We start from the raw sequence: 24,469 nt of genomic DNA, 5'->3' as shown, positions 1-24,469 counted from the left end.
ACAGCCGCGTGAACCTGTCAGAGGCGGGGCGGTGTGGGTTGGCAGGACCGTTGGCGCCATGGATGGCGCCATCGAGCCCCCATGGATGGGTTCACGGCGTGTCCTGCCAACCCACACCGCCCCGCCATCCCACGGATAGCCCGCTGCTGCTGTTGATGTTGCTGTTGCTGTTGCATCGGCCTCTGCAGGTGCAGGGCTGCAAGCCCTGCCGACCAACCCCTTGATTTCGGGACAATCAGCCATACCCCTTGGCGAGGCCGCACGCGCTGGCGCGGCATTGCACATGGAGCCCTATCGATGACCGAGACCACCCAGACCGAAACCCTTGGCTTCCAGACCGAAGTCAAGCAGCTGCTGCAGCTGATGATCCACTCGCTGTACTCCAACAAGGAGATCTTCCTGCGCGAGCTGGTCTCCAACGCCGCTGACGCTGCCGACAAGCTGCGCTTCGAGGCCCTGACCCAGCCGGCCCTGCTTGAAGGTGACAGCGAGCTGCGCGTGCGCGTCAGCTTCGACCCCGCCGCCCACACCATCACCATCGAAGACAACGGCATCGGCATGAGCCGCGCCGAAGCCATTGCCCATCTCGGCACGATCGCCAAGTCCGGCACCGGCGATTTCCTCCGCCAGCTGTCCGGCGACCAGAAAAAGGATTCGCAGCTGATCGGCCAGTTCGGCGTCGGCTTCTACAGTGCCTTCATCGTTGCAGACCAAGTGGAAGTGACCTCGCGCCGCGCCGGCCTGGCTGCAGGCGAAGGCGTGCGCTGGACCTCGCGCGGCGAAGGCGATTTCGAAGTGGCCACCATCGACAAGGCCGAGCGCGGCACCCGCATCGTGCTGCACCTGAAGGACGGCGAGCACGATTTCGCCGATGGCTGGCGCCTGCGCGGCATCCTCAAGAAGTATTCGGACCATATCGGCCTGCCGATCCAGATGCCGAAGGAAGGTGGCGAAGGAGGCGCCGCGGTCGAATGGGAAACCGTCAATCGCGCCAGCGCGCTGTGGACCCGCCCGCGCACCGAGATCAGCGACGCCGAGTACACCGAGTTCTACAAGCACGTGGCACACGACCACAGCGATCCGCTGGCATGGAGCCACAACAAGGTCGAAGGCAAGCTGGAATACACCTCGCTGCTGTACGTGCCCGGCCGCGCGCCGTTCGACCTGTATCACCGCGATGCCCCCAAGGGCCTGAAGCTGTACGTGCAGCGCGTGTTCGTGATGGACCAGGCCGAGCAGTTCCTGCCGCTGTACCTGCGCTTCATCAAGGGCGTGGTCGATTCCAACGACCTGTCGCTGAACGTCTCGCGCGAGATCCTGCAGTCCGGTCCGGTCATCGATTCGATGAAGGCCGCGCTGACCAAGCGCTCGCTGGACATGCTGGAAAAGCTGGCCACAGACAAGCCGGAGCAGTACGCCACGTTCTGGAAGGAATTCGGCCAGGTGCTGAAGGAAGGCCCGGCCGAGGACTACAACAACCGCGAGAAGGTGGCCGGCCTGCTGCGCTTCGCCTCCACCCGTGGCGACGGCGATGCGCAAAACGTGTCGCTGGCTGACTACCTCGGCCGCATGGCCGAAGGCCAGGACAAGATCTACTACCTGACCGGCGAGAGCTACAGCCAGGTGCGCAACAGCCCGCACCTGGAAGTGTTCCGCAAGAAGGGCGTGGAAGTGCTGCTGCTGACCGACCGCATCGACGAGTGGCTGATGGGCTACCTGACCGATTTCGACGGCAAGGGCTTCGTCGACATCGCCCGCGGCGACCTCGACCTGGGCGCGCTGGAAACCGAAGCGGACAAGCAGGAACAGGAAGCAGCGGCCAAGGACAAGCAGGGCCTGGTCGAGCGACTGAAGACGGTGCTGGGCGATGACGTGGCCGACGTGCGCGTCTCGCACCGCCTGACCGATTCACCGGCGGTGCTGGCCATCGGCGAACAGGACCTGGGCCTGCAGATGCGCCAGATCCTGGAAGCCAGCGGGCAGAAGGTGCCGGACAGCAAGCCGGTGCTGGAGATCAACCCGGGCCATCCGCTGATCGCCAAGCTGGATGCTGAAGCCGATGGCGCGCGTTTCGACGATCTGGGCCGCGTGCTGTTCGACCAGGCTGCATTGGCCGCCGGCGACAGCCTGAAGGATCCGGGCGCCTATGTGGCGCGCCTGAACAAGCTGCTGCTGGAGCTGTCGGCCTGATCGACAAGGTGGCCGCCGGGCATGGCCCGGCTTACCCGGCGATGCTCTGGTAGAAGCCAACCTTGGTTGGCGCCCAAAAAGCGTGCCAACCAAGGTTGGCACCTACCGGGGCGGGTGGTGAGTGCCAACCAGGATTGGCACCTACCAGGCGGGTCGAGCGTGTCAATCAAGGTTGACACCCACCAAGGCCGGGCGGCTCAGGCCTCGCGATCCAGCAGCGAGCCCAGCATCTGGTCCTGGCGTCGGATCACCGCGGCGTTGGAAGCGAAAGCCACCACCTCGGCTTTCGCTGCCAGCAGATCACCCAGTGGTGCACTGACATCGGCGCCGGTAGGGGTCACCGCAGCCTGCACCCCACCCTGCTCCACCGTACTACGCTGCAGCTGCAGGCGCTGGGCATCGGGAGTCGCCAGGTTGGCCACGTTGTGCGCAGCCACCTGCACGCCCTGCTGGGCCGCACGCATCCCGCCGAGGGCGATTCCCATCACGTTGTTCATGGCGGTCTCCGGACCGCCCTGCGCAGCCCTCCGGACCGGTTAACGGCCGGCCGGCCGCGACCTTGAGTCCACATCGGCCCGACAGGCCCGAGTGGTAGCATATCCCTCTGATTTCAGCGCCTTTTGCCAATGCTCAGTTTTTTCCGCCGCAAGAAGCCCCAGGATGCCCCCGCAACGGAGGCACCCAAGACCCAGCACTACTCGGCTGAAGAGCTGGCGGCGGCGTTTCCGTCGGCCGCGCCGGTCGAGGACAAGGAGCCGGCACCGGTAGCCGTACCGGCCGAGCCTGCACCGGTCGAGCCGCCCCCGGCAACCGCCGTTCCGGTCGCTGTCGAGCCCACCCCGGTGATTCCGGCCCCAGCCGCACCAGTTCCGGCAGCTCCTGCGCCCACGGCGCAGATTGACGTCGCCCCCATCGCGACCCCGGCCATCGAACCGGCACCCGCACCGCTGCCCGAGCCCACCCCGGCACCGGTCACCGACGACCTGCCTGCTGCCGCCTCGGTCGACGCTGCTCCGGCACCTGCCGGCAAGCCCGGCTGGCGCGAACGCCTGCGCAACAGCGTCATCGCGCGCAGCTTCGGTGGCCTGTTCTCGCGCAACCCAAAACTCGACGACGACCTGCTGGACGAGCTGGAAACCGCCCTGATCACCGCCGACGTCGGCGTGGGTGCCACCACCGACCTGGTCGAGGGCCTGCGCAAGCGCATGAAGTCGCGCGAGTTCGCAGATGCAAATGCGCTGCTGGCCGCGCTGCGTGCCGAGCTGATCGCGATCCTGCAGCCGGTGGCCAAGCCGCTGGTGATCGACCGCAACGCCAAGCCCTTCGTGGTGCTGACCGTCGGCGTCAACGGCGTTGGCAAGACCACCACCATCGGCAAGCTGGCCAAGCGTTTCAAGGATGAAGGCCACAGCCTGATGCTGGCCGCCGGCGACACCTTCCGCGCCGCCGCCGTCGCACAGCTGCAGGCCTGGGGCGAACGCAACGGCGTGGCCGTAGTCGCCCAAGGGCAGAACGCCGATGCCGCTTCGGTGGCATTCGATGCGCTGCAGGCCGGCAAGGCCCGCGGCACCTCGGTGCTGATCGCCGATACCGCCGGCCGCCTGCACACCCAGTCCGGCCTGATGAACGAGCTGGGCAAGATCCGCCGCGTGCTCGGCAAGATCGACGCCACTGCACCGCACGAAGTACTGATGGTGATCGACGGCACCACCGGCCAGAATGCGCTGTCGCAGCTGCGCCAGTTCAACGCTGCGGTGAACGTGACCGGCCTGGTGGTGACCAAGCTGGACGGCACTGCCAAGGGCGGCGTGGTGTTCGCGCTGGCCCGCGAGTTCGGCATTCCGATCCGTTTCGCCGGCATCGGCGAGCGCCCGGAAGACCTGCGCGTATTCGATCCGGAAGCCTTCGTTGACGCCCTGCTGCCCGAAGCGCTGGGTGCCTGATAGACCGTGCAGCCACGCTTGGCGTGGCTCTACTGCAGCCCGGTAGAGCCACCCCATCGGTGGCTGCCCACCTCCGGAATACCGATGCCCCGCCAGCCGCACGCCAGCGCCGGAACCACGCAGACCGACGACTTCGTCGCCCACCTGCTGCATTGGTTCGACGACCACGGCCGCCACGACCTGCCCTGGCAGCATCCGCGCAGCCCCTATCGGGTCTGGTTGTCGGAAATCATGCTGCAGCAGACCCAGGTGAGTACGGTCATCCCGTACTTCCAGCGGTTCCTGCAGCACTTCCCGACCCTGCCCGACCTCGCCGCCGCCAGCAATGACGCGGTGATGGCGCAGTGGGCCGGGCTCGGCTACTACGCCCGCGCACGCAACCTGCACGCGGCAGCCAAGCGCTGCGTGGAACTGCACGACGGCGACCTGCCACGTGACTTCGACGCACTGCATGCCCTGCCCGGCATCGGCCGCAGCACCGCCGGTGCGATCCTCAGCCAGGCCTGGAACGACCCGTTCGCGATCCTCGATGGCAACGTCAAGCGGGTGCTCAGCCGCTACCACGGCATCGACGGCTTCCCGGGCCTTCCGGCCATCGAGAAGCAGTTGTGGGCGATCGCCGAGGCGCACGTGGCGCAGGTGCCGGCCGGACGCATGGCCGATTACACCCAGGCGCAGATGGACCTGGGCGCGACCGTGTGCAGCCGCGCCAGACCCGCCTGCGTGATCTGCCCGCTGCAGGACGCGTGCGTGGCGCGCCGCGAAGGCCGCACCGCTGAACTACCCACGCCCAAGCCCAGCAAGACCCTGCCCGAGCGCGAAGCAGTGGCCCTGCTGCTGCTCGACCCCCAGCAGCGCGTGCTGCTGCAGAAGCGGCCGGACACCGGCATCTGGGCGCAGCTGTGGACGCTGCCGCAGGCCGAGGCTGGCAGCGACCTGCAGGACTGGTTCGATGCGCATGTTGAAGGTTCGCTGGAAGACGCCGAGGAGCTGCCAGTGCTGCAGCACACCTTCAGTCACTACAGGCTGCACCTGCAGGTACTGTCGCGCCAGGTGAACGGCCTGCGCGTGGAAGAACCCACGTTGCGCTGGGTCGCCTACGATGAACTGCGCGCGCTGGGCCTGCCCGCGCCGATCCGCAAACTGCTCGACGGCGCGACGATCAAGACGCCAAAACGAACTTCCAAGAAACCCCGCAACCACGAGTGAGTGCCATGCCCCGAACCGTCTTCTGCCAGTACGAACAACGCGATGCCGAGGGCCTGGACTTCGTGCCCTACCCCGGCGAGCTGGGCCAGCGCATCTTCAACAACATCGGCAAGCAGGCCTGGGCTGCGTGGCTGGCGCACCAGACCATGCTGATCAACGAGAACCGCCTGTCGCCGCGTACGCCGGAACATCGCGCGTTCCTTGAAGGCGAACTGGTCAAGTTCCTGTTCGAGAAGGACGCGCAAAAGCCGGCCGGCTTCACTCCGGAAGCCTGACGCACAGGTAGTGCCGGGCGCTGGCCGGCAACCTGGCATCTGCGCGATGCCGGCCAGCGGCCGGCACGACCGCGCTATTTCGTGTTTTCCACGCGCTCCTGCACCTGCGCCTGGCGCAGCTCCTGCTCGGATGCGCGTAGTGCCTTCACATCGAGCTTGCGGATGCTGTCGATGAAGCACGGCAGGCGCGGGCCGCCGGTAGGGTCGCGCACCAGCACCTTGTCGAAACGCGCCGAAACACGATTCATCTGGCTGGTCAGGCCGATGGCGGTGGCATATGGCAGGTCCTGGCAGGGCCCCCTCAGCTCCAGCAGGTAGGCCTCGCTGGGACGCGTCCATACCGCAAGCGCGCTGTCACCCAGCTCGGTCCAGCCATTGAGGGTGCCGAAGAACTGCATGTCGTTCTGCGGCGCACCGGCATGGGCACGGTACAGGTCAAGCTTATCGGCGCTGCTGAGCCGGCCAGTGGTCGCACACGCGGCCAGCGCCAGGCAGAGTCCGGCCACCAGGAACGGGGTCTTCATGGCGATCTCCTCGGGGAACTGTCGCCATCATGCGCCCGGGCCGGCAACGGCGGCGCGACGACCGACAGCCCCATTCAGGCGCTGGTCGGCGGTCGACCAAGGCCGACCTCTACCAAAGCAGACCCAAGGCCCCGGATTCCGGAAGTCACCAACCTTGGTTGGCGCCTGCCCCGCAGGAGCAGCCGACCAGGGTCGGCTTCCACCAAAGCGGCCCCGGCGCCTCAGACGTCCGCGTGGGCCAGTGCGTGCAAGCGCCCTTCGCGCAGCTCCAGCACCCGGTCGAGGCGGCGCGCCAGGCTGCGGTCGTGGGTGACCAGCACCAGGCTGGTGTGGCGCGCACTATTCAGTTCCAGCATCAGCTCGAACACCGTGGCGGCCGTGCGGTCATCCAGGTTGCCGGTCGGCTCGTCACCCAGCACGCAGGCTGGGTGATTGACCAGTGCCCGCGCCACCGCAGCACGCTGCCGCTCACCACCAGACAGCTCGCCCGGCTTGTGATCCAGGCGGTGGCCGAGGCCGACCGCTTCCAGCAGCGTGGTGGCCCGGCTGCTCGCTTCTGCTACCGCAGTGCCAGCCAGCAGTACCGGCATCATCACGTTTTCCAGCGCGGTGAACTCCGGCAGCAGGTGATGGAACTGGTAGACGAAGCCCAGCGCCTGGTTGCGCAGCAGACCGCGCGCGGTATCCGACAGCGCCGACATGCGCTGCCCGGTCACGTAGACCTCGCCGGCGGTTGGAATGTCCAGGCCGCCCAGCAGGTGCAGCAGCGTGCTCTTGCCGGCGCCGGAGGCACCGATGATCGCCACCGTCTCGCCGGCGGTCACGGTCAGGTCCAGGCCATCGAACACCGGGGTCTGCATGCGCCCTTCGGCGTAGGTCTTGCCCAGTGCTTCGGCGCGGATCACTTCGTCGCCGCGGTTGAAGACCTTATTCATAACGCAGGGCCTCCGCCGGCTGGGTGCGCGCTGCCCGCCAGGCGGGATACAGGGTGGCCAGGAAGCTCATCAGCAGCGCGACCACGGTGATCGCCACCACGTCGCCGGTCTGCATGTCGGTCGGCAGGCCGGTGATGTAGTACACATCCTCCGGCAGCAGCTTGACGTTGAACACGCTCTCGATGGCGCCGAGGATGCGTTCCAGGTTGAGGGTCAGGGTGATGCCGCCGATCAGGCCGGCCAGCGTGCCGAAGATGCCGATCAGCGAACCCTGCACCATGAACACCTGCATCACCCCGCCCGGCGTCAGGCCAAGGGTGCGCAGGATGGCGATGTCGGCCTGCTTGTCGGTGACCAGCATCACCTGCGACGACACCAGGTTGAAAGCGCCCATGGCGATGATCAGCGACAGCAGGATGCCCATCACTACCTTCTCCATGCGCAGCGAGTGGTAGAGGTTGGCGTTCTGCTGGGTCCAGTCACTTACCCGGTACGCGCCGCCGAGGCTCTGCGCCAGGTCCACGCCCACTTCCAGCGAGCGGTCCATGTCGTGCAGTTTCAGCCGCACGCCGGTAGCGCCATCGGAACGCAGCACGCGCTCCAGGTCCTGCATGTTGGCGAAGCCGACGCCGCGGTCGACCTCGTTGTAGCCGGCCTCGAAGATGCCGCTGACGGTGAAGCGTTTCATCCGCGGCACTGCGCCAGCAGGCGTGCCCTGCACTTCTGCAAAGGTCACCAGCACCTGGTCGCCAACGTCCACGCCCAGCCAGACCGCCAGCTCTTTGCCCAGCAGCACGTTGAAGCTGCCCGGCTTGAGGCTGTCATAGCTGCCCTTGGTGACCTTCTTGTCGATCACCGACACCTTCGGCTCCAGCGCCGGATCGATGCCCTGGATGATTGCGCCCTGCACGCGCGGGCCGCTGATCATCGACTGGATCTCGATGTACGGCGCGGCACCGGCCACGCGCGGGTCCTTGCGGGCAACGTCCACCACGCGCATCCAGTCCGGCATCGGCTCGCCGTCGCGGCTGATGGTGGTGTGCGCGGTCATCTGCAGCAGGCGGCTGCGGATTTCCTTCTGGAAACCGCTCATCACCGCCAGGGTGGTGATCAGCACCGTAACGCCGAGCGCGATGCCCAGGATCGATGCCATCGAGATGAAGGAGATGAAGCCGTTGCGGCGCTTGGCGCGCAGGTAGCGCAGGCCAATGGCCACGGGAATGGGTTTGAACATGCAGGCACGCCGGTCAATTCAGCTTATGGTGCCATCGACCGGGGCCTACGGGAAACGCCGCGTGCGGCCACGGCCAGTCGCAGTTCACGTCGCTGCCTGGAATCGAGCACATCGGGCCAGAACAGCAGGCGCCGGCGGCGCCGATCCTCACGCCAGAGCAACAACAGCCATGGCCCACGCACGACCAGTTGTGGTGCATCGACGTCCTGCCCGGCCACCTGCAGCAGCTCGGGCGGTACCGGCAGAAGCACCTGCACGCATGGCCTGCGCTGGCGCCAGGCCAGTTCGGCCAACCCGATGCCCCAGGCCAGCAACACCGCCGGCGTCAGCAGCCGGGGCGGCAGATCCGATGCGCGCAGCAGCCAGGGTGCGGCCAGCAGCACCGCCAGCTGGGCGGCGGCCTGCAGCCGCGAGGGGCGCCACTCAAGGCTTGAGGGCGAGGATCTTCTGCATGAGGGGGATCGCGTGCGCATGCGGGCAGGCCTCATAGCCCATGAACCAGCGCCACAACTTATCGTCCTCGCAGTCGAGCAGGAACAGGAAAACCTCGCGCTCCTCGGTCGGCGCAGTGCTCCATTCGTGGTCGAGATAACGGCCGAACAGCTGGTCCAGCTCACGCATGCCGCGGCGGCAGCGCCAGCGCAGCTTCTTCAGCAGAACGTCTTCTTCCATCGTGTTTCTCCAGATACAGCAAAGCCACGCATGGCGTGGCTCTACTGGGGTGGCACAGCCACGCATGGCGTGGCTCTACCGGGTACGGCCAGAGCCGATCAGGCGCGGCGTTCCATCATCAGTTTCTTGATCTCGGCGATCGCCAGCGCCGGGTTCAGGCCCTTCGGGCAGGTCCGGGCGCAGTTCATGATGGTGTGGCAGCGGTACAGCTTGAACGGATCTTCCAGATCGTCCAGGCGCGCACCGGTGTCCTCATCGCGCGAGTCGATGATCCAGCGGTAGGCCTGCAGCAGGATCGCCGGGCCCAGGTAACGCTCGCCGTTCCACCAGTAGCTCGGGCAGCTGGTCGAGCAGCAGGCGCACAGGATGCACTCGTACAGGCCGTCCAGCTTCTTGCGGTCTTCCGGCGACTGCAGGCGCTCACGGTCCGGCGGTGCCGGGGTCTGGGTGCGGATCCACGGCTTGATCGAGGCGTACTGCGCGTAGAAGTGGGTCAGGTCCGGAACCAGATCCTTCACCACGTTCATGTGCGGCAGCGGGTAGATCGGCACTTCCTTCTTGCCGCAGTCCGAGATGGCTCGGGTACAGGCCAGGGTGTTGGTGCCGTCGATGTTCATCGCGCACGAACCACAGATGCCTTCGCGGCACGAGCGGCGGAAGGTCAGGGTCGGGTCGATCTCGTTCTTGATCTTGATCAGGGCGTCCAGGACCATCGGGCCACAGGCGTCCAGATCGACTTCATAGGTATCGGTGCGCGGGTTGCTGTCGTCGTCCGGACTCCAGCGGTAGATCTTGAAGGTGCGCACGTTCTTGCCGCCGTTCTTGACGGGGAAGTGCTTGCCCTTCGTGATCTTGGAATTCTTGGGGAGTGAAAACTCGGCCATGGCTGCTCTCGTTGGCTCAGGCGGCCCGCGCCCTTGGGCGCGGATTGCATGGTAGGCGGGGTCGGATCAGTACACGCGCGGCTTCGGCGGCACCACGGACACGTCGTCGGTCAACGTGTACATGTGCACCGGACGGTAGTCGAAGCTGCACTTGCCCTTCTCGTCGACGCTGACCAGGGTGTGCTTCTGCCAGTTGACGTCGTCGCGGTCCGGATAGTCCTCGTGCGCATGCGCACCACGGCTTTCCTTGCGCTGTTCGGCCGAGTTGATCGTCGCCACCGCGTTGAGCAGCAGGTTGTTCAGCTCGTAGGTCTCGATCAGGTCCGAGTTCCACACCAGCGAACGGTCGGAGACCTTCACGTCCTGGAACGAGTCGAAGATCTTGTCCATCTTCTCGCAGCCTTCCTTCAGCGTCTGGCTGGTGCGGAAGACGGCCGCGTCGGCCTGCATGGTGCGCTGCATGCGATCGCGGATGACCGAGGTCGGTGTATCGCCGTTGGCGTGGCGCAGCTTGTCCAGCAGGCCCAGCGCCTTGTCGCAGGCATCGGCCGGCAGCGGCTTGTGCGCCGCGCCCGGCTTGATGGTCTCGGCGCAGCGGTTGGCCACCGCACGACCGAACACCACCAGGTCCAGCAGCGAGTTCGAGCCCAGTCGGTTGGCGCCGTGCACGGACACGCAGGCCGCTTCACCGATGGCGTACAGGCCCGGCACCACGGCATTGTCGTTGTCGCCGACCTTCTGCACCACTTCGCCGTGGTAGTTGGTCGGGATGCCGCCCATGTTGTAGTGCACGGTCGGGATGACCGGGATCGGCTGCTTGTGCACGTCGACGCCGGCAAAGATGCGGGCGCTTTCGGCGATGCCCGGCAGCTTGTCGTCGATCACGCCCGGGCCGAGGTGGGTCAGGTCGAGCAGGATGTGGTCCTTGTGCTCGCCGACGCCGCGGCCTTCGCGGATCTCGATGGTCATCGAACGGCTGACCACGTCGCGCGAGGCCAGGTCCTTGTAGTGCGGCGCGTAGCGCTCCATGAAGCGCTCGCCGCTGCTGTTGCGCAGGATGCCACCTTCACCGCGGACACCCTCGGTGATCAGGCAGCCGGCGCCGTAGATGCCGGTCGGGTGGAACTGCACGAACTCCATGTCCTGCATGGCGATGCCGGCACGCATGGCCAGGCCGCCACCGTCGCCGGTGCAGGTGTGCGCCGAGGTGGCGCTGAAGTAGGCACGGCCGTAGCCGCCGGTGGCCAGTACCACGCCCTGGGCGCGGAACAGGTGCAGGGTGCCGTCGGACATGTCCAGGGCCAGCACGCCGCGGCAGGCGCCTTCGTCGTCGAAGATCAGGTCGAGCGCGAAGTACTCGATCATGAAGCGCGCATCGTGCTTCAGCGACTGCTGGTACAGGGTGTGCAGCATCGCGTGGCCGGTACGGTCGGCCGCCGCGCAGGTACGCTGCGCCGCCGGGCCTTCGCCGTACTTGGTGGTCATGCCACCGAACGGACGCTGGTAGATCTTGCCTTCGGCGGTGCGCGAGAACGGCACGCCGTAGTGTTCGAGCTCGATGATGGCCGGGATGGCCTCACGGCACATGTATTCGATGGCGTCCTGGTCGCCCAGCCAGTCCGACCCCTTGATGGTGTCGAAGAAGTGGTAGCGCCAATCGTCTTCGCCCATGTTGGCGAGTGCGGCCGAGATACCGCCCTGGGCGGCAACGGTGTGCGAACGGGTCGGGAAGACCTTGGTCAGGCACACGGTCTGCAGGCCCTTGGCGGCCAGGCCGAACGTGGCGCGCAGGCCGGCGCCGCCGGCGCCGACCACGACCATGTCGTACTTGTGTTCGGTGATCTTGTAAGCGGACATCTAATCTGGATTCCTGTGTTGGTGCCTGGGCTCAGGCAACGCCGAGGGCGATGCGGCCCACCGCAAACACACTGACGATCATGCCGAGCACGGCGACGAACTTCACCGCGGTCTGCAGCACCAGGGCCAGCAGCGATTCGTGGATGTAGTCTTCCAGCACGACCTGCATGCCGAGCTGCGCGTGCCAGAACATGGCGATCAGCAGGCCGATCAGCGGCACTGCGTTCCACGGCTTGGCCACGGCGGCGGCGGCGGTCGCGTAGTCCGAGCCCAGCAGGCCCAGCACGAAGACCAGGAACCAGATACCCAGCACCACCAGCGCGGCGGCGGTCAGGCGCTGATGCACGAAGTGCTCGGTGCCGGTCTTGGCCGAGCCAAGGCCACGCACGTTCTTCAACGGGGTACGGAACTTGCTCACGCGGCACCTCCGAACATCACATAGGCCCACACCAGCAGGGTGATCACCAGGCTGCCGGTGACCGACAGCCAGCTGCTGCGGATGAAGGCGGGGATGCTGAAGCCGATGGCGAAGTCCTGCACCACATGGCGGATGCCATTGCACAGGTGATAGGCGAACGACCATGTCCACGCGAACAGGAACACGCGGCCATACCAGGCCCCGGCATGGCCGGTGAAGCAGTTCCAGGACTCGGGCCCCATCATCAGGGCCAGCAGGCCGGCAGCGATGAGGAGGGCACCAACAGACAGAAAGACGCCAGTGGCTCGATGCAGGATCGAGGTGGCCATCTGAATCTGCCAGCGATACACCTGAAGGTGCGGGGAAAGTGGGCGTTGTCTGGTCGCCATTCGCTGGGCTCGTTGTCTCGGCTGGGCGGCACGCGGCCGCGTTGGCTCAATGCTGATCAGAAATCGATGCAGCGTCCGTTTTTCTCCCAATCGCCATACCGCACCGGATCAAGTCCGCCGCGGCCGCCGAATTCTTCTGCTTTTTCCTGTTCCACGGGCACGGGTGCCGCGGGGACCAGCGGGGCTTCAGATTCGTCGTCGGGAGTGGGGGTTGTTTGGCCTATCATGTTCGGTCTCGCAACGCACAAATTTTAGACCTCGTTCACGTGCCTGACAACCTGCCCCCTGCTTTCGTCGGATATCCGCGCCTGCCCGGCCACCAGCTGCTGAGCCTGCAGGGCCCGGATGCGGCTGTCTTTGCCCACGCCCAGTTCAGCAGCGATGTCACCGCCCTGCCCCTGCTGCACTGGCAGTGGAGTGCCTGGTTGAGCGCCAAGGGCCGCACCCTGGCGGTGTTCCAGCTGCTGCGGTTGGCCGACGACCACCTGATGCTGGTGCTGGCGGATGGCGATGCCGATGCGATTGCGTCGCAACTGCAGCGCTTCGTGTTCCGCCGCAAGGTGAAGGTGCTGGTGCGCGATGATCTGGCGGCGGCCGGGGCGTTCACTGCGCCGGAGGCCGCCAGCGGCGCTGCGATTGCGCAGGCCGCAGGTGATGGCTGGGAACTGGATCTGGGCAGCGATGCCCTGCCGCGCACCCTGCGCACTGGCGCCGCCGATGCCTTTGCGGCCGGCAGCGAAACCGATGAGGCCGCTTTCGCCCTGGCCTGGCGCCAGGCCGACCTGCGCTACGGGCTGCCGCGGCTGGAAGAAGGCCAGCGCGAGGTGTGGACCCCGCAGCAGCTGGGCCTGGACCGTCTGAACGGCTACAGCGTGAAGAAGGGCTGCTATCCCGGCCAGGAAATCGTCGCCCGCACCCACTTCCTCGGCAAGGCCAAGCGCGCGGTGCAGCTGCTGCATACCGCGGCACCGGCGCAGGCCGGCGATGGCGTGCAGCAGGACGGCGCGGCGCTGGGCACGATCGCCTGCGTGGCCGGCGACCTGGCACTGGCGGTGCTGCCACTGGAGGCCGGTGATGCTGACCTGCAGGTGGGTGATGCCATCGCGCAGCGCGTGCCGTTGCTGGATGGGTTGGCGCGCTGAAGCAGGTTGGTGGGGATCTGCACTGGTGGGTGCGGACCGTTGGTCCGCACGCCTTCGGCGGAGGAATGGCAGTGCCGGCCGCTGGCCGGCAACCACGCATGATTGAGATAGCCGACCAGCGGCCGGCCCTACCCCTTACAGGCGCTCGCCGGTTTCCGCGCTGAAGAAATGCAGGCCCTGCGGGTGGATCGCCACGCGGATCTGCTCGCCCACCGCCGGCAGCGCCTGCGGCGCCACGCGCATGGTCAGCGCGTGCTGGCCACTGCTCAGGTTCACGAAGATCTCGTTGCCGACCGGCTCGATGCCTTCGATGCGCGCGGTGAACGCATGCGCATCATCGGCGCTGGCCGGCTGCAGGTGCTCCGGACGCACGCCCACCGCGATCGGCTTCTGCAGCCACGCCGGATCGATCGTGGCCTGGCCCAGCGGTGCACGCCAGTCGCCGTCGACCACGGTCACGCCGCCGGCATCGCCCTGCAGCGTGCCGCGCAGAACGTTCATCGCCGGGCTGCCGAGGAAGCCGGCCACGAACAGATTGGCCGGACGGTCGTACAGCGCCATCGGCGTATCGATCTGCTGGATGATGCCGTCCTTCAGCACCACGATGCGCTGGCCCAGGGTCATCGCCTCGACCTGATCGTGCGTTACGTAGATCATGGTCGTGCCCAGCTTGCGGTGCAGCTGCGCGATTTCGGTACGCACGCTGTGGCGCAGCTTGGCATCCAGATTGGACAGCGGCTCGTCAAGCAGGAACACCGCCGGCTCGCGCACCAGCGCCCGGCCCAGCGCAACACGCTGGCGCTGGCCGCCGGACATCGCCTTGGGCAGCTTGTCCATCATCTCGGTCAGGCCCAGCGTCTGCGCCGCCTCGGCGATGCGCTTGTCGATGGTGGCCTTGTCATGGCCGCGCAGCTTCAGGCCGAAGGCCAGGTTCTCGGCCACGGTCATGTGCGGGTACAGCGCGTAGCTCTGGAACACCATCGCGATGTCGCGATCCTTCGGCGCCACATCGTTGACCACGCGATCACCGATGGTCAGCGTGCCGCCGCTGATCTCTTCCAGGCCAGCCACCATCCGCAGCAGGGTCGACTTGCCACAGCCGGAGGGACCGACCAGCACCATCAGCTCGCCATCGGCGACCTCGAAGGTGGCGTCCTTCACCGCGACCTGGCCGTTGTCATAGACCTTGCGCACACCCTGCAACTGCACTTTTGCCATATCACCTATCCGGTCCGCCCGAAGCCGGGCTGTCTTTTGGGACTGCCTCGGCCCTCCCGATGGCAGTGATGATTGCGCGCTTGCCGCATGACGGCGAGCACTGCAATCGAATACAGTTGCCCATTCTGCCATGTAAACGTTTTCACGTGGCACTATCCGATGATCGGTGCGCACCGATCTGCGTCGGCGGTTGAACGAAGGTTCCGCCGGGGTAGTGGTTTCGAATGGAACGGTCTTCCGGTGCCCCGGAGAACGCCCCCAACGAACCTCGGACAGGCAGTTGCGCGGATGTCCCCCGAACCCAGCCATGAAGCGATTGACAACGATGTCACCCGGATCTGAAACTCGAGCGATGCACGACACCCTCTTCCTGTTCGGTGCCACAGGTGATCTGGCCCAGCGCTACCTGTTCCCTTCGCTGCTTCGCCTGCTTGGCGACGGCCTGCTGCCGGAGGACTTCCGCATCCGCGCACTGGCGTTGTCCGGGCATGACACCGAAGCCTTCCATGACATCCTGCGCCCGCGCCTGCAGCAGGCCATGCCGATGGCCTCGCAGGACGACATCAACGGCCTGCTGCGCCGCATCGACTACCGTTCGGTCGACCTGCGCGACGTCGACTCGGTCGCCGCCGCCGTCTCCGATCTGGTGCATCGCAAGTGCGTCAGCTACCTGGCCATTCCGCCGGGCCTGTACATCTCCACCTGCGAAGGCCTGGCCAAGGGTGGCGCCCTCGCCGCGCCGGCACGCTTGATGCTGGAGAAGCCGATCGGCAGCGACAGCGAGAGCGCCGAGGAAATCATCAGCACCATCGGCCAGTGGATCGACGAGGACCGCGTGTTCCGCCTCGACCACTACCTCGGCAAGGCCGCGGTGCAGAACCTGATCGCGCTGCGCTTCGGTAACACGCTGCTGGAAGCGGTATGGAACCGCAACTACATCGAATCAGTGCACATCCTGGTGGCCGAGAGCGAGGGCGTGGATGGCCGCGACGCCTACTACGCCCGCTCCGGCGCGCTGCGCGACATGGTGCAGAGCCACATCCTGCAGCTGCTGTGCATGGTGGCGATGGAGCCGCCGGCCTCGCTGGAAGCCGATCGCATCCGCGACGAGAAGGTCAAGGTGCTGCGCGCGCTGCGTCCGCTCGATGCCAGGCACGCCGCGCGTGACAGCATCCGCGGCCGCTACACCGCCGGCACCATCAACGGCCAGCCGGCGCAGGCCTACCAGCCGCCGGAAGGCAGCGACGTGGAAACCTTCGCCGGCGTCACCGCGCACATCGACAACTGGCGCTGGAGCGGCGTGCCGTTCCACCTGGTCACCGGCAAGCGCCTGCCCGAGCGCACCACCCGCGTGGTGGTCACGCTGAAGCCGGTCACCCACTGGCTGTTCGAGCGCCCGCAGCGCGCCCAGGCCGCACCGAACCGCCTGGTGTTCCAGCTGCAGCCGCAGGAGAACATCGAACTGGGCCTGATGAGCAGCCTGGCCGGCCCGGAATGGGGTGCGCTGGAACTGCATCCGCTGGAACTGGAACTGTCGGTGCCGACCGGCCTGCATCGCCGCATCGCGTACGAACGCCTGTTCCTGGATGCGTTCAACGGCAACCACACCTTGTTCGTGCGTGACGACGAAGTGCGCGCCGCCTGGGCGTGGATCGACAGCGTGGCCGACGCCTGGAAGGAAGCCAAGCTGCCGCTGGAACCCTATCCCGCCGGCCAATGGGGCCCGAGCAACGCAACGGAGTTCCTGCCGCAGGGCGTGGACGCACCGGACAGCGAGGCGTCGGCATGAGTGCCAACTCGCAGCCGGTGCTGGTCGCCGACATCGGTGGCACCAACGCCCGCTTCGCCCTGGCCGACACCTCGCTGGACGCGCCATTGCTGAAGGAGAGCATCCGCGAGTACGCAGTGGCGGAGTTCCCGTCGCTTGGCGATGCCGCCCGCCATCACCTTGAGCAGATCGGCGCTGCCGCCAGCCGCGGCGTGTTCGCGGTGGCCGGTCGCGTAGACGGTGACGAGGCACGCATCACCAATCATCCGTGGGTGATCTCGCGCAGCCGCACCGCGGCGATGCTCGGTTTCGACGAGCTGCACCTGATCAACGACTTCGCCGCACAGGCAATGGCGATCTCGCTGCTGCAGCCCGAGGACGTGGTCCAGGTCGGTGGCGCCGCCTGGGTGCCGGGCAAGCCGGGGCAGCCACGCAACTATGCGGTGATCGGGCCCGGTACCGGGCTCGGCGTCGGTGGCCTGATCCTGCGCCACGGCCGCTGCTACCCGCTGGAAACCGAAGGCGGCCATGTCAGCTTCCCGCCGGGAACGCCGGAGGAGATCCGCATTCTGGAGATCCTGTCCGAGCAGTTCGGCCGCGTCTCCAATGAGCGCCTGATCTGTGGCCCCGGCCTGGTCAACATCCATCGCGCGGTGTGCGAGATGGCCGGTATCGACCCGGGCCAGCTGCAGCCGGTGGACGTGACCGCCCGCGCCCTGCATGGCGATCCGCAGGCAATGCGCACCGTCGATGTGTTCTGCGCCGTGTTCGGCGCCATTGCCGGCGACCTGGTACTGACCCAGGGCGCCTGGGACGGCGTGTTCCTCACCGGTGGACTGACCCCGAAGATGCTCGATTCGCTGCAGCACTCCGGGTTCCGCCAGCGCTTCGAACACAAGGGGCGGTTCTCTTCGATCATGGCGCGGGTGCCGTCGCTGGCCGTGATGCATCCCCATGCCGGACTGCTGGGCGCCGCCGCCTATGCCGCCGATGCCGAACGTGACGCACCTGGAGTTGCCGCATGAGCCCCACCTTCCACGACGACCGCGTCGAGTTCATCCACCACGGCGATGCCGACGGCTGGATCGAAGCGGTAGCCGCCGAGATGGCGCAGACCCTCAACCACGACATCAATGAAGTGGGCCGCGCCCGCATCCTGTTGTCCGGCGGCACCACGCCAGCACCGGTCTACCAGGCGCTGGCCGAACTGGACGTGCACTGGGACCGGGTTGAAGTGAGCCTGGCCGACGAGCGCTGGCTGTCGCCGCAGGATCGCGACAGCAACGCATGGCTGGTGCGCGAGCACCTGCTCAAGCGCGCCGAGGGTGCGCATTTCGATCCGCTGGTGCGCATTGGCAAACCCCTGCCCGAATGCGTGTACACCGCCAACCTGCAGGCCCAGCACAGCCAGCCGCCGAGCCTGGTGGCACTGGGGATGGGCAACGATGGCCACACCGCCTCGCTGTTCCCCGGCTCGAAGGACCTGGCCCGCGCACTGGAAAGCGCCCTGCCCTATGCCGCGCTGGATGCCACCGGCTGCCCGGGCGCGAACCAGTGGCCGCTGCGCATCACGCTGACCCCGCATGGGCTGCGCCAGTGCCGCCAGCGCCTGCTGCTGCTGCGCGGCAAGCAGAAGCTGCAGGTGCTGCGCCAGGCGTTGGACAGCAACGACGCCCAGCAGTACCCGATCCTCAACGCGATCAACCTGGAAGGCGCGCGGCTGCGCGTCCACTGGGCTGATTGATGTCGGCGGCGGCGCCCTGCCGCCGCTTGCCTCTCGCCACCTTGAACGCCGGTAGCCAATGAGCCTCCATCCGCAACTGCAAGCCATCACTGAGCGTGTCATCCGCCGCAGCGCCGCCTCGCGTGCCGCCTACCTGGCCGCGATCGACGCCTCCCTGCGCGAAGGCCCGTTCCGCAGCCGCCTGAGCTGCGGCAACCTCGCCCACGGATTCGCCGCCTGTGGCGGCACCGACAAGAGCCGCCTGCGCGGCGGCGTGACGCCGAACCTGGGCATCATCACCGCCTACAACGACATGCTCTCGGCGCACCAGCCGTTCGAGACCTATCCCGAGCAGATCCGCGAGATCGCCCGCGAGCTCGGTGCTACGGCACAGGTGGCCGGCAGCGTGCCGGCGATGTGCGACGGCGTCACCCAGGGCCGTGGTGGCATGGAACTGTCGCTGTTCTCGCGCGATGTCATCGCCCAGGCCACGGCGATCGGCCTCAGCCATGACATGTTCGATACCACCGTCTACCTCGGCGTGTGCGACAAGATCGTGCCCGGCCTGCTGATCGGTGCGCTGGCCTTCGGCCACCTGCCGGCGGTGTTCGTGCCGGCCGGCCCGATGACCCCGGGCATCCCCAACAAGCAGAAGGCGGAAGTGCGCGAGCGCTATGCCGCCGGCGAAGCCACCCGCGAAGAGCTGCTGGAAGCCGAGTCCGCCTCGTACCACGGCGCCGGCACCTGCACCTTCTACGGCACCGCCAATTCCAACCAGGTGCTGCTGGAAGCGATGGGCGTGCAGTTGCCGGGCGCGTCGTTCGTCAATCCGGGCACGCCGCTGCGCGACGCGCTGACCCGCGAGGCGACCGAGCGTGCACTGGACATCACCGCACTGGGCGACGACTTCCGTCCGCTGGGCCGGATCATCGACGAGCGCGCGATCATCAACGCGGTCATCGCGCTGATGGCCACCGGCGGTTCGACCAACCACACCATCCACTGGATCGCAGTGGCGCGTGCCGCCGGTATCGTGCTGACCTGGGACGATTTCGACGAACTGTCGCAGCTGATTCCGCTGCTGGCCCGCGTCTATCCGAACGGCGAGGCCGACGTGAACCGCTTCGCGGCCGCTGGCGGCCCGGCGTTCGTGTTCGGCGAGCTGATCAAGGCGGGCCTGATGCATGGCGATCTGGTCAGCGTGGCGCGCGGCGGCATGGCCGACTACGCACGCGAACCGCAGCTGCGCGATGGCCAGCTGGTCTATCTGCCGGGCCTGGAACGCAGCGCCGATGACGAGGTGGTGCGTGGCTTCGACAATCCGTTCGAGCACCAGGGCGGCCTGCGCCTGCTGCGCGGCAACCTCGGCAAGTCGCTGATCAAGCTGTCGGCGGTGAAGCCGCAGTACCGTACGATCGAAGCGCCGGCCGTGGTGGTCGATGCACCGCAGGTGCTGAACAAGCTGCACGCCGGTGGCCTGCTGCCGCAGGACTTCGTGGCGGTGGTGCGTTACCAGGGCCCGCGTGCCAACGGCATGCCCGAACTGCATTCGCTGGCGCCGCTGCTGGGCCTGCTGCAGAACCAGGGCCGGCGCGTGGCGCTGGTCACCGACGGTCGCCTGTCCGGTGCCTCGGGCAAGATTCCGGCGGCGATCCACGTGACGCCGGAAGCGGCACGCGGCGGTCCGCTGGCCAAGGTCCGCGAGGGCGACATGATCCGCCTGGATGGCGAGGCTGGCACGCTGGAAGTGCTGGTGGACGCGGCCGAATGGGCGGCACGTCGGCTGGCGCCGAACACAGCACCGGCTGCGCATGACCTGGGCCGCAACCTGTTCGCGATCAACCGTCGCGTGGTGGGTCCGGCTGATCAGGGTGCGATTTCGATTTCGTGCGGGCCGGCGGCGGCTGATGGTGGGCCGTGGGAGTACGACGCGGAATATGAGCTGGGGCACGATGCCGCGGCGGCGGCGGCGCCGCATGAGGCAAAAGACGCCTGAAGCGAAAAGCCGCGGCAGGCTTCCCGGCCTGGGCAGTAGAGCGCCCTGGCCGGGACATGCCATAAACCCATCCATGGGGGCTCGGTCGCGGCATCCATGCCGCTCACGGTCCCGGCCAGGGCGCTCTACTGCCCTTGGACAATTCCCGGCGCGTCATTTGCGCTGCGGCCACTGAATCAAGAAGAGCAAAAGGCAAGGGCAAAAGCATGGGTATCGAACAACATCAGGTGAAGGCGGCGGAGCTGTTGCGTGCGGCGGGCATCCTGCCGGTGGTGACGATTCATACGCTGGACCAGGCGCGGGCGGTCAGTGCGGCGCTGCTGGAAGGTGGCTTGCCGGCGATCGAGCTGACGCTGCGTACGCCAGTGGCGATGGAAGCATTGGCGATGCTCAAGCGCGAGCTGCCGGACGTGGTGGTGGGTGCCGGTACGGTGCTGACCGTGGAGCAGATGCAGCAGTCGATCGATGCGGGTGCGGACTTCCTGGTAACCCCGGGTACGCCGCCGGCACTGGCTGATGCACTGGCCGCCGCACCGCTGCCGGTGGTGCCGGGTGCGGCCACCCCGACCGAGCTGCTGTCGCTCTACGCCCGCGACTTCCGCGTGTGCAAGCTGTTCCCGGCCACGGCTGTGGGTGGCCTGGCAATGATCAAGGGACTGGCCGGCCCGGTGGCGGACCTGAAGCTGTGCCCGACCGGCGGCATCACCGAGAACACCGCCGCCGAATACCTCGAGCAGAAGAACGTGGTCTGCATCGGTGGTTCGTGGATGGTGCCGGGCAACTGGATCGCCAACGGCGAATGGGACAAGGTGCGCGCCAGCGCCGCAGACGCCGCCAAGATCATCCAGCGCGTACGCGGCCACTGAGCCCGACAAAGGTGCAGAGCCGAGCCCATGCTCGGCTCCGGCATCATCAGGGGTCAGAGCCCTTTCCCACCGGGAAAGGGATCCGACCCCGGGCGACGAGTGCGCAAAGCGCGCGACCCGCTCCTGCTCTTCCTTCTTCATTCCGCGGTGGCGGCGCACGGAAACTGTTCGTGGCCCTGCGGAGGGATTGCGCAGGGGCGTAAGCGCCATGGATGGCGCGCCCGAGCCTCCAGGGATGGATTCACGGCGTCCCCTGCGCAATCCCTCCGCAGGACCAACCCCACGAATCCTGCCGCACACCGCGAGGGGCTCAGCCGTTGGCCGGAACCCCTTACAGCGGCCGTGCCGGATCCACCAACCCGTACTGGCTGGCCATCCGCGCCAGCGCGATGTTGTCGTGGATCCCCATCTTCTCGAACAACCGCGCCTTGTGCGTGTTCACCGTCTTCGCACTCAGGCTCAGGCGCCGCGCTATGTCTTCCTGGCGCAGGCCCTGGGTCAGCAACAGCGCCACCTCAAGCTCGCGCGGCGACAGGTTGTCGAACGGCGAACCATTGCCTTCCACTGTCGACAGCGCCAGATTCTGCGCGATGCTGGTGCCCAGGTAGCGACGACCGGCCGCCACATCACGCACCGCACGCAGCAGTTCCTGCGCATCGCAGCCCTTGCCGATGTAACCGGCCGCACCGGCTTCGAGCAGGCGCTTGGGCAGCGGGCCGTCTTCCAGTACCGACACGATCACCACGCGGGTATTGCGGTGGCTGCGGACGATGCGCTCGGTCACTTCCATGCCGCTCACGCCCGGCAGGTGCAGGTCGCACAGCACCACATCCGGCAGCAGCTGGCGGACTTCACGCAGCGCGTCTTCGCCGGTCTCGGCTTCGCCCACCACCTCGATGTCGGTTTCCCCCGACAGAATCATCTTCATACCGGTGCGGACCAGCGCGTGGTCATCCACCAGGTAGACTCGAATCGTCATTCATGTACCTCTTCGAATGCGGCCATTGCAGGTCAAGCTAGGCAGGGTGCCGATACCCTGCAAGCGCGTCCGGAATGCGGCATCGGCGATCTGCCTTGCGCATCACAGTACCGCGCGTTGTGCTTGCCCCCTGTCTTGCAGAACCTGCTGCAACGAAACAACTGATCTATCACGTAGACGTCCCTCAAGGGCCATCCACGTCAAACCCCCTGTGTTGGTGCTTCGCTGGCCTTCGCTGGCGGCGGGCCGTGACGTCGCCAAGGGTGCCGGCGACTGAACATGACCAGATAGCACCCTACCACCCAAACCAGCGCGGCACACCATCCGGCCAGGATGTCGGAGGGGTAATGCACCCCCAGATAGACCCGCGACACGCTTACCAGCAGGCTGAACGCGGGTGCCAGCATCAGTACCGGCCAGCGCCAACGGGTGTTCCAGGCGAGCAGTACCAAGGTCACGGCAAGGGTCATCGAACCCATCGCATGCCCGCTGGGGAAGCTGAACGTCGATTCCGGCGCGATCGATTCCCACAGGCTGGGGCGCTGCCGCTGGAAGAATTGCTTGCTGCCCATGTTCAGCAGCGCCGACCCTACGAAGCTGACCGCGACGAAGGTCGCCTCGCGCCAGCGCCGGTAGCCCAGCAGCACGCCGATGATCAGCACGTCGGCCGGGATCAGGAACCACTCGTAGCCCAGTTTCGAGATGAGCACGAAGAAGCGGTCCAGCCACGGCGAATGCAGGCCATGCATCTGCCACAGCAGGGGCGCGTCGAAATGGAACGATTCAAACTCGTGCACTTCGTCCGCCAGGGCAACAAAGCCTGCCAACGGCAGCAGCACGCCACCGAACAACAGGACCAGGCGCCAGGCGTTGCGCGCCATCCAGTGGCGGAAGCCGGAGGCGGACTCCGGTGCGGCGAGGATCGCAGGCTTATCCGGCGCTTCGGACATACGTGTGTTCGACGTAATCGTCGATCAGGGCGACGAACTCCTGGGCGATGTTGTCGCCACGCAGGGTCACCTTCTTCTCACCATCGACGAACACCGGCGCCGCAGGCGTCTCACCCGTGCCCGGCAGCGAGATGCCGATGTTGGCGTGACGCGATTCGCCCGGCCCGTTGACGATGCAGCCCATCACCGCCAGGGTCATGTTCTCCGCCCCCGGGTGGTGGACCTTCCACAGCGGCATCTTCTCGCGCACGTGGTTCTGCACCACCTTGGCCAGCTCCTGGAAGAACTCGGAGGTGGTACGGCCGCAGCCCGGGCAGGCCGTGACCAGCGGCGTGAAGGCACGCTGGCCGGTGGTCTGCAGCAGTTCCTGGGCGACGATCACTTCCTGCGTGCGCGACTGGCCCGGCTCCGGGGTCAGCGAGATGCGGATGGTGTCACCGATGCCTTCCTGCAGCAGCACGCCCAGCGCCGCGGACGATGCCACGATGCCCTTGCTGCCGATACCGGCCTCGGTCAGGCCCAGGTGCAGGGCGAAGTCGGAGCGCTGCGCCAGGTCGCGGTACACCGCGATCAGCTCCTGCACGCCACTGACCTTGGCCGACAGCACGATGCGATCGCGCGGCAGGCCCAGCTCCACCGCCTGCTCGGCCGAATCCAGCGCCGAGCGGATCAGCGCCTCGCGCAGCACGCGGCCGGCGTCCCAGGGCTGTTCGCGCAGGTTGTTCTCGTCCATCAGCTTCGCCGCCAGGGCCTGGTCCAGCGAGCCCCAGTTGGCGCCGATGCGCACCGGCTTGTTGTAACGGATGGCGAATTCGATCAGCTGGGCGAACTGCAGATCCTTCTTCTTGCCGAAGCCGACGTTGCCCGGGTTGATGCGGTACTTGGCCAGTGCTTCGGCACATGCCGGTTCGGCGGTCAGCAGCTGGTGGCCGTTGTAGTGGAAATCGCCGATCAGCGGCACGTCGATGCCCATCATCGCCAGCTTGTCGACAATGCGCGGGATCGCCGCAGCGGCTTCCACGGTATTGACGGTCAGCCGCACCATCTCCGAACCGGCACGCCACAACTCGGCCACCTGCTTCACGCTGGAGGCGACGTCGGAGGTGTCGGTGTTGGTCATCGACTGCACCACCACCGGCTTGCCTCCGCCCACGGTGACCCCGCCGATCTGGACGGCATGGGTCTGGCGGCGCGGCCAGGCAGTGGCATCGGAGGGCGGAGTCGGGCGGGTGACGGCGTCGTGCATGGGCGCATTCTACCGCCCGGCCCTGCATTCGGGGTGACTCGCATTCAGCCG

Annotated in this window: 25 protein-coding genes; 10 read left to right on the top strand and 15 right to left on the bottom strand. The window is 66.9% G+C overall.

Annotation, left to right across the window (positions count from 1 at the left end):
- Positions 1-297 precede the first annotated feature (297 nt).
- Positions 298-2,190: a molecular chaperone HtpG gene (gene htpG, locus AC5P9P_RS04145; protein WP_111188461.1), complete on the top strand. Its 1,893-nt coding sequence runs from the start codon at positions 298-300 to the stop codon at positions 2,188-2,190.
- Positions 2,191-2,387: 197 nt separating this feature from the next.
- On the opposite strand, the gene AC5P9P_RS04140 is transcribed toward htpG, so the two are convergent.
- A complete protein-coding gene (locus AC5P9P_RS04140; RefSeq protein ID WP_012479775.1) occupies positions 2,388-2,687 on the bottom strand; it encodes a hypothetical protein in 300 nt (99 codons plus the stop codon).
- 129 nt (positions 2,688-2,816) lie between these two features.
- Here AC5P9P_RS04140 and ftsY point away from each other — a divergent pair, with 129 nt between their 5' ends.
- The 3 genes from ftsY (at position 2,817) to AC5P9P_RS04125 (ending at position 5,617) form a co-directional block, all read left to right on the top strand.
- A complete protein-coding gene (gene ftsY / locus AC5P9P_RS04135; protein WP_049402618.1) occupies positions 2,817-4,133 on the top strand; it encodes a signal recognition particle-docking protein FtsY in 1,317 nt (438 codons plus the stop codon).
- Positions 4,134-4,217: 84 nt separating this feature from the next.
- Positions 4,218-5,342 (top strand): A/G-specific adenine glycosylase, encoded by a 1,125-nt coding sequence (mutY, locus tag AC5P9P_RS04130; RefSeq protein WP_495232605.1) that lies wholly within the window; start codon positions 4,218-4,220, stop codon positions 5,340-5,342.
- A gap of 5 nt (positions 5,343-5,347) precedes the next feature.
- A complete protein-coding gene (locus AC5P9P_RS04125) occupies positions 5,348-5,617 on the top strand; it encodes an oxidative damage protection protein (RefSeq protein WP_005409085.1) in 270 nt (89 codons plus the stop codon).
- 74 nt (positions 5,618-5,691) lie between these two features.
- Here AC5P9P_RS04125 and AC5P9P_RS04120 read toward each other — a convergent pair whose 3' ends face one another.
- From AC5P9P_RS04120 to AC5P9P_RS04075, 10 genes are all read right to left on the bottom strand, one after another.
- Entirely contained in the window at positions 5,692-6,141 is a 450-nt protein-coding gene (locus AC5P9P_RS04120) for a DUF6491 family protein (protein WP_111108829.1), read from the bottom strand.
- Positions 6,142-6,362: 221 nt separating this feature from the next.
- The gene (gene lolD, locus AC5P9P_RS04115) at positions 6,363-7,076 is read right to left on the bottom strand and encodes a lipoprotein-releasing ABC transporter ATP-binding protein LolD (protein WP_049431473.1); all 714 of its coding nucleotides are present in this window, start codon (positions 7,074-7,076) and stop codon (positions 6,363-6,365) included.
- Positions 7,069-8,310: a lipoprotein-releasing ABC transporter permease subunit gene (locus tag AC5P9P_RS04110; protein ID WP_005409082.1), complete on the bottom strand. Its 1,242-nt coding sequence runs from the start codon at positions 8,308-8,310 to the stop codon at positions 7,069-7,071. The genes lolD and AC5P9P_RS04110 overlap by 8 nt, the downstream gene beginning before the upstream one ends.
- 23 nt (positions 8,311-8,333) lie before the next feature.
- The gene (locus tag AC5P9P_RS04105) at positions 8,334-8,783 is read right to left on the bottom strand and encodes a hypothetical protein (RefSeq protein WP_033833073.1); all 450 of its coding nucleotides are present in this window, start codon (positions 8,781-8,783) and stop codon (positions 8,334-8,336) included.
- Positions 8,734-8,982: an FAD assembly factor SdhE gene (locus tag AC5P9P_RS04100; protein WP_005409080.1), complete on the bottom strand. Its 249-nt coding sequence runs from the start codon at positions 8,980-8,982 to the stop codon at positions 8,734-8,736. Before AC5P9P_RS04100 ends, AC5P9P_RS04105 begins: the two co-directional genes overlap by 50 nt.
- Positions 8,983-9,080: 98 nt before the next feature.
- Positions 9,081-9,866: a succinate dehydrogenase iron-sulfur subunit gene (locus tag AC5P9P_RS04095; RefSeq protein WP_005409079.1), complete on the bottom strand. Its 786-nt coding sequence runs from the start codon at positions 9,864-9,866 to the stop codon at positions 9,081-9,083.
- 66 nt (positions 9,867-9,932) lie between these two features.
- The gene (gene sdhA, locus AC5P9P_RS04090) at positions 9,933-11,723 is read right to left on the bottom strand and encodes a succinate dehydrogenase flavoprotein subunit (protein ID WP_033833072.1); all 1,791 of its coding nucleotides are present in this window, start codon (positions 11,721-11,723) and stop codon (positions 9,933-9,935) included.
- A gap of 31 nt (positions 11,724-11,754) precedes the next feature.
- Positions 11,755-12,141, bottom strand: coding sequence for a succinate dehydrogenase, hydrophobic membrane anchor protein (sdhD, locus tag AC5P9P_RS04085; RefSeq protein WP_005409077.1), 387 nt, complete (start codon positions 12,139-12,141; stop codon positions 11,755-11,757).
- Positions 12,138-12,530, bottom strand: coding sequence for a succinate dehydrogenase, cytochrome b556 subunit (gene sdhC, locus AC5P9P_RS04080; protein ID WP_049402620.1), 393 nt, complete (start codon positions 12,528-12,530; stop codon positions 12,138-12,140). Before sdhC ends, sdhD begins: the two co-directional genes overlap by 4 nt.
- Before the next feature lie 56 nt (positions 12,531-12,586).
- On the bottom strand, positions 12,587-12,757 hold the full coding sequence (locus tag AC5P9P_RS04075) for a DUF1674 domain-containing protein (protein ID WP_005409075.1): 171 nt from the start codon (positions 12,755-12,757) through the stop codon (positions 12,587-12,589).
- A 39-nt stretch (positions 12,758-12,796) separates the two neighbouring features.
- Here AC5P9P_RS04075 and ygfZ point away from each other — a divergent pair, with 39 nt between their 5' ends.
- Positions 12,797-13,672 carry a CAF17-like 4Fe-4S cluster assembly/insertion protein YgfZ gene (gene ygfZ, locus AC5P9P_RS04070; RefSeq protein WP_164133507.1) on the top strand — a complete coding sequence of 292 codons (876 nt, stop codon included), beginning with the start codon at positions 12,797-12,799 and terminating at the stop codon, positions 13,670-13,672.
- A 135-nt stretch (positions 13,673-13,807) separates the two neighbouring features.
- Here ygfZ and AC5P9P_RS04065 read toward each other — a convergent pair whose 3' ends face one another.
- Entirely contained in the window at positions 13,808-14,890 is a 1,083-nt protein-coding gene (locus tag AC5P9P_RS04065; RefSeq protein ID WP_005409073.1) for an ABC transporter ATP-binding protein, read from the bottom strand.
- A gap of 352 nt (positions 14,891-15,242) precedes the next feature.
- Here AC5P9P_RS04065 and zwf point away from each other — a divergent pair, with 352 nt between their 5' ends.
- The 5 genes from zwf to eda all read left to right on the top strand — a co-directional run bounded on the left by zwf (position 15,243) and on the right by eda (position 21,243).
- Positions 15,243-16,679, top strand: a complete 1,437-nt coding sequence (zwf, locus tag AC5P9P_RS04060; protein ID WP_005409072.1) for a glucose-6-phosphate dehydrogenase — start codon at positions 15,243-15,245, stop codon at positions 16,677-16,679.
- Complete coding sequence (gene glk, locus AC5P9P_RS04055; protein WP_005412971.1) at positions 16,676-17,683, top strand: glucokinase; 1,008 nt, start codon at positions 16,676-16,678, stop codon at positions 17,681-17,683. The genes zwf and glk overlap by 4 nt, the downstream gene beginning before the upstream one ends.
- Entirely contained in the window at positions 17,680-18,402 is a 723-nt protein-coding gene (gene pgl, locus AC5P9P_RS04050; RefSeq protein WP_111108828.1) for a 6-phosphogluconolactonase, read from the top strand. The genes glk and pgl overlap by 4 nt, the downstream gene beginning before the upstream one ends.
- Positions 18,403-18,460: 58 nt before the next feature.
- A complete protein-coding gene (gene edd / locus AC5P9P_RS04045) occupies positions 18,461-20,377 on the top strand; it encodes a phosphogluconate dehydratase (protein WP_111108827.1) in 1,917 nt (638 codons plus the stop codon).
- Between the two features lie 206 nt (positions 20,378-20,583).
- Positions 20,584-21,243 carry a bifunctional 4-hydroxy-2-oxoglutarate aldolase/2-dehydro-3-deoxy-phosphogluconate aldolase gene (eda, locus tag AC5P9P_RS04040; RefSeq protein WP_495232604.1) on the top strand — a complete coding sequence of 220 codons (660 nt, stop codon included), beginning with the start codon at positions 20,584-20,586 and terminating at the stop codon, positions 21,241-21,243.
- A 331-nt stretch (positions 21,244-21,574) separates the two neighbouring features.
- On the opposite strand, the gene AC5P9P_RS04035 is transcribed toward eda, so the two are convergent.
- From AC5P9P_RS04035 to ispG, 3 genes are all read right to left on the bottom strand, one after another.
- Complete coding sequence (locus AC5P9P_RS04035; RefSeq protein ID WP_005409067.1) at positions 21,575-22,222, bottom strand: response regulator; 648 nt, start codon at positions 22,220-22,222, stop codon at positions 21,575-21,577.
- Between the two features lie 200 nt (positions 22,223-22,422).
- Entirely contained in the window at positions 22,423-23,172 is a 750-nt protein-coding gene (locus AC5P9P_RS04030; protein WP_005409066.1) for a phosphatase PAP2 family protein, read from the bottom strand.
- Positions 23,153-24,418, bottom strand: coding sequence for a flavodoxin-dependent (E)-4-hydroxy-3-methylbut-2-enyl-diphosphate synthase (gene ispG / locus AC5P9P_RS04025; RefSeq protein WP_049402624.1), 1,266 nt, complete (start codon positions 24,416-24,418; stop codon positions 23,153-23,155). The genes AC5P9P_RS04030 and ispG overlap by 20 nt, the downstream gene beginning before the upstream one ends.
- Between the last annotated feature and the right edge of the window lie 51 nt (positions 24,419-24,469).

The organism is Stenotrophomonas sp. YJH_SMC_14-1 (assembly GCF_059372275.1).
This window is presented reverse-complemented; position numbering and strand designations above follow the sequence as displayed.